This window comes from Streptomyces cyaneofuscatus, assembly GCF_033109485.1.
In the GTDB taxonomy this organism is placed as follows: Bacteria; Actinomycetota; Actinomycetes; order Streptomycetales; family Streptomycetaceae; genus Streptomyces; species Streptomyces cyaneofuscatus.
In genome coordinates this window covers 4,685,943-4,699,904 of the sequence record NZ_CP137002.1, presented here as the reverse complement: position 1 = coordinate 4,699,904, position 13,962 = coordinate 4,685,943, and the positions used below count along the sequence as shown (strand labels likewise).

Annotated in this window: 12 protein-coding genes; 2 read left to right on the top strand and 10 right to left on the bottom strand. The window is 70.6% G+C overall.

Features of this window, described 5'->3' with window-relative positions; translation table 11 throughout:
• Positions 1-3: 3 nt before the first annotated feature.
• A complete protein-coding gene (mqnP, locus tag R2B67_RS20780; protein ID WP_018512697.1) occupies positions 4-924 on the bottom strand; it encodes a menaquinone biosynthesis prenyltransferase MqnP in 921 nt (306 codons plus the stop codon).
• Positions 921-2,378 carry a menaquinone biosynthesis decarboxylase gene (locus tag R2B67_RS20775; RefSeq protein WP_317820135.1) on the bottom strand — a complete coding sequence of 486 codons (1,458 nt, stop codon included), beginning with the start codon at positions 2,376-2,378 and terminating at the stop codon, positions 921-923. The genes mqnP and R2B67_RS20775 overlap by 4 nt, the downstream gene beginning before the upstream one ends.
• Positions 2,379-2,535: 157 nt before the next feature.
• On the opposite strand from R2B67_RS20775, the gene R2B67_RS20770 reads away from it, so the two are divergent.
• Positions 2,536-2,910, top strand: coding sequence for a PLD nuclease N-terminal domain-containing protein (locus R2B67_RS20770; RefSeq protein ID WP_317824923.1), 375 nt, complete (start codon positions 2,536-2,538; stop codon positions 2,908-2,910).
• Between the two features lie 143 nt (positions 2,911-3,053).
• Positions 3,054-4,391, top strand: a complete 1,338-nt coding sequence (locus tag R2B67_RS20765) for an aldehyde dehydrogenase family protein (RefSeq protein WP_317820133.1) — start codon at positions 3,054-3,056, stop codon at positions 4,389-4,391.
• 67 nt (positions 4,392-4,458) lie between these two features.
• Here R2B67_RS20765 and ccsB read toward each other — a convergent pair whose 3' ends face one another.
• The 8 genes from ccsB to hemL form a co-directional block, all read right to left on the bottom strand.
• A complete protein-coding gene (gene ccsB, locus R2B67_RS20760; protein WP_317820132.1) occupies positions 4,459-5,535 on the bottom strand; it encodes a c-type cytochrome biogenesis protein CcsB in 1,077 nt (358 codons plus the stop codon).
• Positions 5,532-7,331, bottom strand: coding sequence for a cytochrome c biogenesis protein ResB (gene resB, locus R2B67_RS20755; RefSeq protein WP_317820131.1), 1,800 nt, complete (start codon positions 7,329-7,331; stop codon positions 5,532-5,534). Before resB ends, ccsB begins: the two co-directional genes overlap by 4 nt.
• Positions 7,332-7,335: 4 nt before the next feature.
• On the bottom strand, positions 7,336-8,118 hold the full coding sequence (locus tag R2B67_RS20750; RefSeq protein ID WP_317820129.1) for a cytochrome c biogenesis CcdA family protein: 783 nt from the start codon (positions 8,116-8,118) through the stop codon (positions 7,336-7,338).
• 4 nt (positions 8,119-8,122) lie between these two features.
• Positions 8,123-8,725, bottom strand: coding sequence for a TlpA family protein disulfide reductase (locus R2B67_RS20745; protein WP_018512690.1), 603 nt, complete (start codon positions 8,723-8,725; stop codon positions 8,123-8,125).
• A 67-nt stretch (positions 8,726-8,792) separates the two neighbouring features.
• Entirely contained in the window at positions 8,793-10,067 is a 1,275-nt protein-coding gene (locus R2B67_RS20740) for a polysaccharide deacetylase family protein (RefSeq protein WP_237326479.1), read from the bottom strand.
• Positions 10,068-10,175: 108 nt separating this feature from the next.
• Positions 10,176-11,609: an enterochelin esterase gene (gene fes, locus R2B67_RS20735; protein WP_317820125.1), complete on the bottom strand. Its 1,434-nt coding sequence runs from the start codon at positions 11,607-11,609 to the stop codon at positions 10,176-10,178.
• Positions 11,610-11,832: 223 nt separating this feature from the next.
• A complete protein-coding gene (locus tag R2B67_RS20730; protein WP_317820123.1) occupies positions 11,833-12,558 on the bottom strand; it encodes a histidine phosphatase family protein in 726 nt (241 codons plus the stop codon).
• Positions 12,555-13,862, bottom strand: coding sequence for a glutamate-1-semialdehyde 2,1-aminomutase (gene hemL / locus R2B67_RS20725; protein WP_317820121.1), 1,308 nt, complete (start codon positions 13,860-13,862; stop codon positions 12,555-12,557). The genes R2B67_RS20730 and hemL overlap by 4 nt, the downstream gene beginning before the upstream one ends.
• Positions 13,863-13,962 lie beyond the last annotated feature (100 nt).

Sequence of the window (13,962 nt, the reverse complement as noted above, 5' to 3'; positions counted from 1 at the left end):
GCCTTACGGCGTCAGGCCGCGCACCAGCAGGTCCAGCAGCGCGCAGGCGAAGAGCGCCATGCCGATGAAGCCGTTGACCGAGAAGAAGGCGCGGTTCAGCCGGGACAGGTCGTGCGGCCGCACCACGCGGTGCTCGTAGACGAACGCCACCGCGACGATCACCATGCCGATCCAGTAGAAGACCTCGGCGTCCGTCGCCAGGCCGAACCAGACCAGCAGCCCCGTCGTCACCGCATGACAGACCCGCGCACCCCAGAGCGCCGCCGGGATGCCGAAGCGCGCCGGGAAGGAGAGCACCCCGTGGGCCCGGTCGGCCTGGACGTCCTGGCAGGCGAAGATCAGGTCGAAGCCGCCGATCCAGATGCCGACGGCCAGCCCCAGGATCACCGCGTCCCACGACCAGCTGCCGGTCACCGCGAGCCAGGCGCCGATCGGGCCGATGGCCTGCGCGAGCCCCAGGATGGCGTGCGGGAAGTTCGTGAACCGCTTGCCGTACGGGTAGACCACCATCGGCACGACGGCCAGCGGCGCCAGCATCAGGCAGAGCGGGTTGAGCAGGGCCGCGGCGCCCAGGAAGACGGCGAGGGCGACGAGCGCCCCGGTCCACGCCGACCTCACCGACACCGCGCCGGTGACCAGCTCACGGCCCGCGGTGCGCGGGTTACGGGCGTCGATCTCCCGGTCGATGATCCGGTTGGCGGCCATCGCGAACGTCCGCAGCCCCACCATCGCGAGGGTGACGAGCAGCAGGACGCCCCAGTGGATCGTGCCGTCCAGCTGGAACATCGCGGTCAGCGCGGCGATGTACGCGAAGGGCAGCGCGAAGACCGAGTGCTCGATCATCACCAGCCGCAGGAAGGACTTCACCTTGCTGCTGGAAGGTGCGGGGCCCTGGACGGACGCCGCCTCCGCCGCGCTGCTCACAGCCCGTACTCCTTCCAGCGGCGGTCGACCTTCGCCGCCGTCTCCGGGTCGGACTCGACCATCTCCGGCCAGCCCCCGTCCCGGGTGTAGCCCTCGGTGGGCAGCTTCCGGGTGGCGTCGATGCCCGCCTTGCCGCCCCAGAACTGCTGGTACGAGGCGTGGTCAAGGTGGTCGACCGGACCCTCGGTGACCGTGAGGTCGCGGGCGTAGTCGGTGTTGCCGAGCGCCCGCCAGGCGACCTCGTGCAGATCGTGGACGTCGCAGTCGGAGTCGACGACCACGATCAGCTTGGTCAGCGACATCATGTGCGCGCCCCAGATCGCGCTCATCACCTTCTGCGCGTGCTTCGGGTACTTCTTGTCGATGGAGACGATCGCGCAGTTGTGGAAGCCGCCCGCCTCGGGCAGGTGGTAGTCCACGATGTCCGGCACGATGATCTTCAGCAGCGGCAGGAAGAACCGCTCCGTGGCCCGGCCCAGCGGCCCGTCCTCGGTCGGCGGCCGGCCCACCACGATGGACTGGAGCAACGGCCGCTTCCGCATGGTCACGCAGTCGATGGTCAGTGCGGGGAACGGTTCCTGCGGGGTGTAGAAGCCGGTGTGGTCCCCGAACGGGCCCTCCGGCAGCATCTCGCCCGGCTCCAGCCAGCCCTCGATGACGACCTCGGCCTGCGCGGGGACCTGGAGCGGCACGGTCTTGCAGTCGACCATCTCGATCCGCTTGCCCTGGACGAACCCGGCGAAGAGGTACTCGTCGATGTCCCCGGGCAGCGGTGCGGTGGAGGCGTACGTCACGGCGGGCGGGCAGCCGAAGGCGATGGCGACGGGCAGCCGCTCCCCGCGCCGGGCGGCGACCTGGTAGTGGTTGGCGGAGTCCTTGTGGATCTGCCAGTGCATCCCGATGGTGCGCTTGTCGTGGCGCTGGAGCCGGTAGAGTCCCAGGTTCCGGATGCCGGTCTCGGGGTGCTTGGTGTGGGTGAGGCCCAGGTTGAAGAAGGAGCCGCCGTCGCCGGGCCAGGTGAAGAGCGCGGGCAGCTGGTCCAGGTCGACGTCGTCGCCCTTCAGCACGACTTCCTGGACCGGCGCGTCGTCCGACTTCACCTTCTTCGGCGGTACGTGGACCATCGAGCCGAGCTTTCCGAAGGCCTCCCGGACGCCGACGAAGCCCTGCGGCAGCTCCGGCTTGAGCAGCCCGCCGATCTTGTCGCTGATGTCGTTGTAGGACTTCAGCCCGAGCGCCTTGAGCAGCCGCCGGTCGGTGCCGAAGACGTTCATGGCCAGGGGCATCGAGGAGCCCTTGACGTTCTCGAAGAGGAGGGCGGGGCCGCCCGCCTTGTTCACCCGGTCGACGATCTCGCCGACCTCCAGGTGAGGATCGACCTCGGCCTTGACGCGCTTGAGATCACCATCGCGTTCAAGAGCCCGGAGCAGGGAGCGGAGATCGTCGTAAGCCATGCGGTCCAGTTTGTCATCCCCGCCTCCGCGCCCCCGCCGGGGCTCCCCCGGCTCCTGGCCCCGGATTCACGGCGGTCAGCCGGTACCCTGGCCGCGACACCGGGGAACACCGAGCCCCGCCGCCCGCTCCACTGGGGGACGCGCCATGAGAGCCCTGATGTTCATCCTGCCGCTGGCGCTGATGATCTACGCCTTCATCGACTGCCTGAACACCTCGGAGGAGGACACCAAGCATCTGCCCAAGATCGCCTGGGTCTTCATCATCCTGCTGTTCTGGGTCGTCGGCTCGATCGGCTGGCTCTTCGCGGGCAAGGTGCGTCACTCCTCGGCCGGAGGCGCGGGGTTCTCCTCCTGGCAGCCGGGCGGCAGGCGGCAGCAGTGGGTGGCCCCGGACGACAACCCGGACTTCCTGAAGTCCCTCAAGGACGACAAGGACGACAGGGCGGCCGAGCGGGCTGCCGCCGAGGAGGAGGAGCGGGGACGCCGCGAGGGCGGTACGGGCCCCGACGACAAGACCCCGCCCACTTCCTGACGGGCTATTCCTCCTGGCGGGGGTGATGTTTCCGACCGGCGCGGTGGGCGCGTCGGCGGGGTGGCGTCGGCCATCCTCGAAGGGGTAACGCAGCGCGCGTCCTTCTTTTACGGTCACGCGTGACCCTCTTGAGGAGCCCCCACATGCCCGCCACCCCCACCGCGACGCCCACAGAGACCCCCGCCGAGCTCGTCGCCCGCCTCCGCGCCACCTTCCGCACCGGCCGCACCAAGGACCTCACCTGGCGCACCGGTCAGCTGGAGCGGCTGCGCGCCCTCCTCACCGAGCACGGCGACGACCTCGCGGCCGCCCTCCGCGCCGACCTGGGCAAGAGCCGCAAGGAGGCGTACCGGACCGAGATCGACTTCACGGTCCGGGAGATCGACCACACCCTGGAGCACCTCGCCGACTGGCTGCGGCCCGAGCCCGCCCCCGTACCGCCGCATCTCGCCCCCACCGGGGCCACCGCGCACACCGTGCTGGACCCGCTCGGGGTCGTCCTGGTCATCGCGCCCTGGAACTACCCGGTGCAGCTGCTGCTCGCCCCGGTCGTGGGCGCCCTGGCGTCCGGGAACTGTGTGGTGGTCAAGCCCAGCGAGCTGGCGCCCGCGACCTCCGCCGCCGTGGCCCGGCTGCTGCCGGAGTACCTGGACACGGAGGCGGTCGGGGTCGTGGAAGGCGCGGTGGAGGAGACCACCGCCCTGCTGGAGCAGCACTTCGACCACATCTTCTACACCGGCAACGGCACGGTCGGCCGGATCGTCATGGCCGCCGCCGCGAAGAACCTCACCCCGGTCACCCTGGAGCTCGGCGGCAAGTCGCCGGTCTTCGTCGACCGGGGTACGGACCTGACGGCCGTGGCGGGCCGCCTCGCCTCGGGCAAGTTCCTCAACGCCGGGCAGACCTGCGTCGCCCCCGACTACGTACTGACCGACCCGGAGACCGCCCCGGCCCTCGCGGACGCGCTGGCGGAGGCCGTGGAGGGGCTGTTCGGGGCGGACCCGGCGGAGCACCCGGAGTACGGGCGGATCGTGAACGAGCGTCACTTCGACCGGCTGACCGGCCTGCTGGACTCCGGCCGTACGGTGACCGGCGGCGCCCACGACCGGGACACCAAGTACATCGCGCCGACCGTGCTGGCCGATGTCGCGCCGGACGCGCCCGTGATGGGCGAGGAGATCTTCGGCCCGATCCTGCCCCTGGTCACGGTGGACGGCCTGGACGAGGCGATCGGCTTCATCAACGACCGGGACAAGCCGCTGGCGCTGTACGCGTTCACCGACTCCCCCGCCGTGCGGGACCGGCTGCTGGCCGAGACCTCGTCGGGCGGGGTCGGCATCGGGCTGCCGCTGGCCCATCTGACCGTATCGGACCTGCCGTTCGGCGGGGTCGGCGAGAGCGGCATGGGCAGCTACCACGGCCGGTACTCGCTGGAGACGTTCAGCCACCGCAAGGCGGTCCTGGACACGCCGTTGAGCTGAGGACACGTGCGAAGGCGCCCCGGACGGTTTCGGATTCCGTCCGGGGCGCCTTCGCACGTGGGTGGTCTCAGACCCCGGCGTACGAGTGCAGACCGGTGACGAAGATGTTCACGCCGTAGTAGTTGAACAGCCAGCAGGCGAAGGCGACCAGCGCCAGGTAGGCGGCCTTGCGGCCCTTCCAGCCGGCCGTGGCGCGGGCGTGCAGATAGGCGGCGTAGGCGACCCAGGTGATGAAGGACCAGACCTCCTTGGGGTCCCAGCCCCAGTACCGGCCCCAGGCGTCGCCCGCCCAGATCGCGCCCGCGATGATCGTGAACGTCCAGAGCGGGAAGACCGCCGCGTTGATCCGGTACGAGAACTTGTCCAGCGACGACGCGGAGGGCAGCCGCTCCATGACGGAGGAGGCGAACTTGCCCGGCGTACCGCCGCCCGCGAGCTTGTTCTCGTAGCTGTCGCGGAAGAGGTAGAGCACCGTGCCGACCGCGCCGAGGTAGAAGACGGCGCCGCAGATGATCGCGGTCGAGACGTGGATCCACAGCCAGTACGAGTGCAGCGCGGGCACCAGCTGGTCGCTGTCGGTGTAGAGCGTCGTGACCGCGATGCCGAGGTCCAGGAGGACCGTGGTGACCAGCGGGAGGCCGATCCAGCGGACGTTCTTCTTCAGCGCGAGCAGCACCAGGTAGGAGCCGACCGCCACGGTGGAGAAGGTGATCGAGAACTCGTACATGTTGGCCCAGGGGGCCCGCTGCACCGACAGGGCGCGGGTGATGACCCCGCCCGCCTCCACGGCGAAGGCCACCACGGTCAGCGAGACCGCGATCCGGCCCCACAGGTCGCCCTTGAACGTGCCGCCCGCGGCGCCGGGCCCGTCCGGCACGTCCCGGGTCCCGGCGGCGGCGCGGGTGACGACCTTCGGCCGCTCCAGCACGGCGGTGGAGCCGCCCTGGGCGACGACCACCGGAGTGGAGGCGCCGGCCGCGGAGCCGGACAGCGCGGCGGCCGTGCGGCCGACCTTGCTGCGGCTGCCGAGGACCCACTCCGCGATGTGCGCGAAGAAGGCCAGGGTGTAGACGGCCATCGACGAATAGATCAGCACATTGCTGGTCTGCGCCAGGCTCTCGTTGGTAGCGGCGGCGAGATTCACTTCTCAGCCCCTTCGGCAGGTGCGTCAGCAGGGTGTACGGGCCGGCTCCCGGCCTCGTTCGCGTCAGGTTTCTCCGGCGCGTCAGGTTTCTCCGGCGCGACCGGCGCCGTCGTGATCAGGGCGGCCGCGAGGTCGCCCAGCTCCTCCGGCAGCTTCGCGGACTCGCTGCGGCCGAGGCCCGCCATCTCCACGACGGTCACCCCGTCCTCGCCGCGGACCGCCCGGACCCAGACCCGGCGGCGCTGGATGAACAGCGATCCGGCGAGCCCGGCGATGGCCGCGATGGCGCCGCCGAGCGCCCAGCCGTTGCCCGGCTGCTGCGAGATCTGGAAACTCGCCCACTCCTCGATGCCGTCGAAGGTGATGGAGCCCTCGCCGTCGGCCAGGTCCAGCTTCTCGCCGGGGCGCAGCATCTTCTTGAGCAGCTCGCCGTCCTCGTTCTTGAACTCCTTCATCTTGGACGTGTCGAGCTGGTACACGTTCTGCGGCAGGCCGGAGTCCACCCCGAGGGAGCCCCGGTAGGCGCTCAGCGCCAGCACCGGGAACTCCGCGCCGGGGAACTGCGAGAACATCTGGCCCTTGCCGTGGCCAGCGAAGGTCGGCACGAAGAAGGCCTTGAAGCCGAGCTGCGTCTTGGCGCCGTTCTTGTCGCGGTAGCCGTCCATCACCTTGATCGCGCCGGTCGAGGTGATGTTGTTGTCGATCGGCAGCAGCGGTACGGAGCTCCGCAGGACGACCTTGCCCTTGCCGTCCCGGACGGTGACGACCGGGGCGTAACCGTGGGCGATGAGGTAGACCTTGGTGCCGTCCACGACGAGCGGTTCGTTGACGCGGATGACGCTCTTGCGCTCGGGGCCGTCCGCGCCCTCGGTGTACTTCACCCGGGCCTCGAAGGTACGGGGCGTGCCGCGCTGCGGGCCGCTCTCCTCGTACGTACCGACGAAGTCGTCCAGGACGAAGCTGAAGGGAGCCAGCGAGTCGGAGTCGTAGAGCGAGCCGGACTTGAAGTCGTCGTACTGGGTGAGCGTGTTGGCGAAGCCGTCGCCCTCCACGACCAGCTTGCCGCCCTCGGACTTGAAGAGCTGCCCGGCGGCGAAGGCCACCAGCATCACGATCAGCGCGATGTGGAAGACGAGGTTCCCGGCCTCGCGGAGGTAGCCCTTCTCGGCGGCGACCGCGTCACCCACCGGGTGGGCCCGGAAGCGCCGCTTGCCCAGCACGCCGAGGGCCGCCTCGCGGACCGCCTCGGGCTCGGCCTCCGTGCGCCAGGTGGTGTACGCGGGCAGCCGGGTCAGCCGCTTCGGGGCGCCCGGCGGGCGGCTGCGGAGCTGGCCGACGAACTGGCCGGTGCGCGGCACGATGCAGCCGATGAGCGAGACGAACAGCAGGATGTAGATCGCGGAGAACCACACCGAGCTGTAGACGTCGAAGAGCTGGAGCTTCTCGTAGATCGGCGTGAGGGTGGTGTGCTGGTCCTTGAAGTTCTGGACCTTCAGGTCGTCGACGCTGGTCTGCGGGATCAGCGAGCCGGGGATGGCGCCGAGGGAGAGCAGGAAGAGCAGGATCAGCGCGACCCGCATCGAGGTCAGCTGGCGCCAGAACCAGCGGATCCAGCCGACCACACCCATGGCGGGGACGCCGCTCCCGGACCCGGACTCGGTCTCGGGGCGCTCTTCGCGGGGCGCGGTGGAGAGCCGCTCGCCGGCCGCGTGGTCGACGCGCTCCTGCTCGCGCTCGGCCGCCGCCGCCTCCGCCGTACGGGCGCCGGTGTCCGTGCTGCTGTTCGCCTTGCTCATGAACTCAGATCCCCACAACGAAGCCGCTGGACCAGCCCTGCATCTGCTGCATGAGCGTCGCCCACACGCCCGTCAGCAGCAGGAGTCCGGTCACGATCATCATGCCGCCGCCGATCCGCATGACCCAGGCGTAGTGGCGCTTGACCCAGCCGAACGCGCCGAGCGCCTTACGGAAGGCGACCGCGGCCAGGATGAACGGGACGCCGAGTCCGAGACAGTACGCGACGGTCAGTATCGCGCCACGTCCGGCGGTGGCGCTCTGGGCCGAGAGCGCCAGCACGGAGGAGAGCGTCGGGCCGATGCACGGGGTCCAGCCGATCCCGAACAGGGCGCCGAGCAGCGGTGCTCCGGCCAGACCGGTCACCGGCCGCTTGTGGAAGCGGAACTCGCGCTGCGTCACCCCCGGCAGCAGCCCCATGAAGAAGATCCCCATGAGGATCATCAGCCCGCCGAGGACCTTGTTGAGCACCTCGGAGTGCATCTGGAGCTCGTCGCCGAAGTAGCCGAAGAGCGCCCCGGTGGAGGCGAACACGGCGGTGAAGCCGAGGACGAAGAGCGAGGCACCCGCCACCACCCGGCCGCGCCGGGCGTCGGCCAGGTCGGTGCCGCTGACCCCGGTGACGTAACTCAGATAGCCGGGGACGAGCGGCAGGACGCAGGGCGAGAAGAAGGAGACGAGCCCGGCCAGCAGGGCGATGGGCACGGCCAGCAGCAGGGCACCGCCGACGACGGTGTCGCTGTACGCGGCCAGCGCGACGGTGTCGTTGTACGCGGCGAGCGGGATCACCGGATCACTTCTCCGCGATGATCGGGTCGATCATCTCGCGCAGCTGCTCGGCGTCCAGCGGCTGGAGCGTGCGGGCCGCGATCTTCCCCTCCCGGTCGACCACCACGGTGGACGGGATGGCCTTCGGGTTCACGGTGCCCTTGGGGAAGCGGAGGATGAGCTTGCCGATCGGGTCGAAGAAGCTCGGGTAGGTGATCCCGTAGTCCTTCTCGAAGTTGATCGCGGGGTCCTTCTGCGCGTCCCGGGTGTTGATGCCGATGAACTGCACGCCCTGGTCGGCGGTCTCCTCGGAGACCTTGGCGAAGTACTTCGCCTCCAAACGGCAGGGCCCGCACCAGGAGCCCCAGACGTTGAGCACGACGACCTTGCCCTTGTAGTCGGCGAGGTCGAGCGGCTTGCCGTCCAGGCTCTCGCCCTGGAGCTTCGGCGCGTCCGGGCGTTCCGCCTTCGCGACCCGGGAGATGCCCCCCTTGCCGGTGACGAAGTTGGTGTTGCCGCCGCCCTGGGCCGTGTTGCCGTCCCCACACGCGGTCAGCGTCAGGGCACCGGCGACGGCGGTGGCGGCGAGCAGGGTGAAGCGGCGTCGGGACGGGCGGCCAAAGCTCATGTGAAAAGTTTCGCATGGCAGTTCCGGGGATCTCCCGCACCCCCCTCGGTGCCCGTAAAGCCCCTTGTCAGGCCTGTTTAAAGAAGGAGTTCCAGCCACCTGCGGGCGCCTGTCCGACCTCCAGGGTGCGGAGCTTGGCGAGGACCGCGGGATCCTGCACGTCGAGCCAGTCGACGAACTGCCGGAAGGAGACGAGGCGCACATCCTTCTTACCGGCGGTCTTCTTGATCACTTCTTCCACGGCATCCATATAGATGCCGCCGTTCCACTCCTCGAAGTGATTGCCGATGAAGAAGGGCGCGCGATTCGTCGTGTAGGCGCGCTCGAAACCGTTCAGATACGCACCGGTGGCCTGCTTGCGCCAGCCCGGATAACGCGAGGGCATCCCCTTGGTCGAATTCTGCGACTGATTGGCGAGGATGTTGTAGTCCATCGAGAGGACCTCGAAGGAGTGGCCGGGGAACGGCATGGCCTGGAGCGGCAGATCCCAGACGCCGCCGCGCTTGACGGGCCACATCTGGCGGCCGCCGGGCGAGCTGGCGTCGTAACGCCATCCCAGTTTGCTCGCGGTCGGCAGGAGATTGTCCTGGCCGAGCAGACAGGGGGTGCGGCCGCCGATCAACTCCTTCCGGTAGTCGAACGGCAGCGGGTCCTCGTCGCTCCAGCCGGTATTGGTCCGCCATTCCGTGACGAACGACACAGCCTGATCGATCTCGCTCCGCCATTGCGCGGGGGTCCAGCGTTCGACGGATCCGGAACCGCCGCAGAAGTGCCCGTTGAAGTGCGTGCCGATCTCATGGCCGTCCAGCCAGGCCTGGCGTACGTACTTCAGCGTGTCCTTCACATGGCCGTCGGTGAGATAGCCGATGTCGGAGGCGCCGCGGGGGTTGTTCGGGGGACGGTAGAGGGATTTCTTCGACTCGGGCAGCAGATACAGCCCGGAGAGGAAGAAGGTCATCGCCGCATCATGGTCCTTGGCCAGTTCCAGAAAGCGCGGGAAGAGGCCGTTGCCGACCTCGCCCGCCCCGTCCCAGGAAAAGATCACGAACTGCGGCGGCGTCTGGCCGGGTTCGAGCGGGACGGGGGCGGCGGGCTGACGGGGCTGCTTCCCGGTGTCGGCGGTAGAGCCGTCGCCGATCAGCCGGACCTTGTCCTTCGGCGAACCGTTTCCGTTGTTGCCGCCGCTGCCGGTGTCACCCTTGCCGCCGGTCCCGGTGTCGCCCTTGTCACTGCCACCCTCCGAAGAACCGGAGGAACCGGAGAAACCGCAGCCGGCGAGCCCGATCGCCGCCGCCGTGCCGAGCCCCGCGCCGAGCAGTCCCCTTCGATTGATGTCGCGCATGTCGTCCCCATCTGCGGTCGTTTTATCTCAAGGCCATACAAACTGCTGGACAGTGAGAGGCCTCGAGCGACGCGACGGTTCCGTGCAATTGGGGACTTTCTTTACGCTTTACCTGGCGGCGGGGCGTCCGGGCAGCCCTGCGGAGCACACGGCCGAGCGGCCGGCCGGGCCCGTCCCACCCTGCGACTCTGCCGCGTTCACGTCAAGGCCGGTGCCCACCAGCTCCACCAGGGCGTCCGCCAGGAACCCGTGCCAGCAGGCGTAGTCGTGGCCGCCGTTGTGGAGGTTGCGGGTGACCCGGTGCCCCCGGGCGCGCAGCACCGCCTGGAGGGCCTCGGTGTGTTCCGCCAGGGCCCCCTCGTGCAGGCCGACGTCGAAGTGGACAGCGGCCCCGCGCACCCCGCCCGGCGGCCCGTCGCGGAGTCCGGCGGCGAGCGTGGCCAGCCAGGGGGTCCCGACCGCGTCCGGCGCCACGGCCCCGGGCTCCAGGCCCGGCCGCCACCACAGCGACGGGGACTGCGCGACGACCGCGCCGAACCGCTCGGGCCGGGTGAGGCCCGCGTACAGCGCGGTCATCCCGCCGAGCCCCTGCCCGGCCACCACCGTCCGGTCCGGCCGCGCGGTCAGCGGCCACCGGGCGCTCGCCCAGGGCACCACCTCGTCGGCCAGGAAGGAGACATAGCCCTCCCGCCCGCCCAGCTCCAGCCGGCGCGTGGCGGTGCCCACGGCGTCAGGGGCGAGGACGGCGAGCGGTGGGAGGACCCCGTCGGCGATCAGCGCGTCCAGCGCGTCCTGGAGGCCGAGCCGGTCGAACCACATGTCCCCGTCGCAGAGCACCAGCAGGGGCAGCCGGCCCTGCTCCCCCGGCTCGTACGCCGGCCGGTACGGGACGGCGTCCGGCGGCAGGTAGACCCACACGTCCCGCACGGCGCCCAGGACACCGGCCGCGACGGCGTGCCGCTCGACACCGCCGCGCGCGACGTCGGGCCGCCGGGCGGCCCAGGGCTGGGGCGGGGCGTCGGGCAGGGCGAAGACGGAGTCCTGCGCGTCCCGCCACCGGACCGGTATCCGGGCCGGGTTGAGCGGGTCGGCCCCGCCGTGCGCCCGCAGCGCCAGCAGCCGCCGCTGGAGCAGGGCGGGATCGGCGGGAGCGGGCCCGGCGGAGATGTCGGCCACCATCCGGTAGGAGCCGCGGTGGTCGGCGCGCAGCCGGTGGCCGAGGTACCAGATGTCGGTGCCCGGCAGGTGGTGCAGGAGCGAGTCGGCGAGCCGCTCGGGGTCGGTGATGCCCGGGGCCATCAGCAGGACCCGGCGGGTGGCGCGGTGGCCGCGCCACAGGAAGGTGACGGCCCGGTGGCCGGGGGCGTCGTCGAGCTCCTCGACGAGGGGGGTGCCGGTGCGGGCGGCCTCGGCCCAGAAGGCCTCGGTGAGGGCGTCCCGGGCCTCGGCGGTCCCGGCCGCTTCGAGCTGCCGGGCGAGCCGGGCGATGCGGGGGCCGGTGACCGGCCGGGGGGCGGCGTCCACGTCCGTACAGTCACTCATCTGCGGACCGCCTCACCGGGCCGCACCGCGGCGCCCGTCTCGGGTCGGGGAGGGTGGTCGGGGCAGGGTGCGTCATCGCTCCACCGTTCTCGTCAGAGCCGTTCTCACCAGAGGCAACTTAGCTTAGGCTAACCTAATCTAACGCACCGACACCTCTGACGAAGAACGGGACCGACCGCAGTGGCGGTCGGTCCCGTATGTTCACGGCGCGTGCGTACGGGGATTACGCGCCGAAGGCCTTCGACTTCCCCTTCACCGGCTTCGCCCCGGCCAGCAGGTGCGCAGGCACCAGGTCCCGGGCCGGCTCCGAGTAGCCCACCGAGACGATCCGGTCGCCCTGGTACGTGAAGCTGGTCAGCGAGGCCAGCGTGCACTGGCGCTTGCGCGGGTCGTGCCAGAGCCGGCGGCGCTCCACGAACGAGCGGACGATCCAGATCGGCAGCTGGTGGCTGACGCAGACCGCCTCGTGCCCGCGCGCCGCGTCCTTGGCCGCGTCCAGCGCGCTCATCATGCGGACGACCTGCTCGATGTACGGCTCACCCCAGGACGGCTTGAACGGGTTGGTGAGGTGCTTCCAGTTCTCCGGCTTCCGCAGCGCCCCGTCGCCGACGCCGAAGGTCTTGCCCTCGAAGACGTTGGCGGCCTCGATGAGCCGCTCGTCGGTGGCCGTGGCCAGACTGTGCGACTTGGCGATGGGCGCGGCCGTCTCCTGGGCGCGCTCCAGCGGGGAGGCGACGACATGGGTGATGTCGCGCTTCTCCAGGTGCTCGGCGACCCGGTCGGCCATCTGCCGGCCCAGCTCGGAGAGGCTGAACCCGGCGCGCCGCCCGTACAGCACACCGTCCGGGTTGTGCACCTCGCCGTGGCGCATCAGGTGCACCACGGTGATGTCCTTGCGGGCGCCCCCGCTCCCGGCGCTCTCGGTGCCCCCGGCGTTCTCGGTGCTCATGCGGTGGCCTCCGATGCGGCACGGGCGGCGGCGGGCAGGGCGGCGGCGATCCGCTCGACCGCCCGCTCGTCGTGGGCGGTGGAGACGAACCAGGACTCGAAGGCGGAGGGCGGCAGGTAGACGCCCTGCTCCAGCATCGAGTGGAAGAAGGCGGTGAAGCGGAAGGCTTCCTGCTTCTTGGCGTCGTCGTAGTTCCGCACCGGCTCGTCCGTGAAGAAGACCGAGAACATGTTGCTCGCCGAGGAGACGGTGTGCGCGACGCCTTCCTTGGCGAACGCGTCACCCACCAGGGAGCGCAGTTCGGCGGAGACCGCGTCGATCTTCGCGTACGCCGCGTCGTCGAGCAGCCGCAGCTGCGCGAGGCCGGCGGCCGTGGCGACCGGGTTCCCGGAGAGGGTGCCCGCCTGGTAGACCGGGCCGGCCGGGGCGAGGTGCGCCATCACGTCGGCGCGGCCGCCGAAGGCCGCGGCGGGGAAGCCGCCGCCCATGACCTTGCCGAAGGTCATCAGGTCGGGGCGGACGCCGTCGATGCCGTACCAGCCGGCCTTGGACGTACGGAAGCCCGTCATGACCTCGTCGGAGATGTACAGGGCGCCGTCGGCGGCGCACAGCTCCTTGAGGCCGGCGTTGAAGCCCTCGGCGGGCGGGACGACGCCCATGTTGCCGGGCGAGGCCTCGGTGATCACGCAGGCGATCTCGCCGGGGTGCGCGGCGAAGGCGGCCCGCACGGCGTCCAGGTCGTTGTACGGCAGCACGACGGTGTCCCCGGCCGTGGCGCCCGTGACACCGGGGGTGTCGGGCAGGCCGAAGGTGGCGAGGCCGGAGCCGGCGGCGGCGAGGAGGGCGTCCACATGACCGTGGTAGCAGCCGGCGAACTTCACGACCTTGGCGCGGCCGGTGAAGCCGCGGGCCAGCCGGATCGCCGACATCGTCGCCTCGGTGCCGGAAGAGACCAGGCGGACCTGCTCGACCGGTTCGATCCGCGCCACGATCTCCTCGGCCAGCGCGACCTCGCCCTCACCAGGCGTACCGAAGGAGGTGCCCCGGGAGACCGCTTCCTGGACGGCGGCGATGACCTCGGGGTGGGAGTGGCCGAGAATCATCGGCCCCCACGAGCAGACGAGGTCGACGTACTCGCGGCCGTCGGCGTCGGTGAGGTACGGACCGGTGCCGGACACCATGAACCGGGGCGTACCGCCCACGGCCCGGAAGGCACGCACGGGTGAGTTCACGCCGCCGGGCGTCACGACGGACGCCCGGTCGAACAGCGACTGCGAAACTGGAGCTTCGTATGAATACGCCACTTTGGTCCTGATCTGCGATTCGGGTATCGGGAGGCCGGGCCGGAGAATCCAAGGTAATCCCGGCCACCGGTGAGCAGTCAGCGCGCTCCCCTCGTATCAC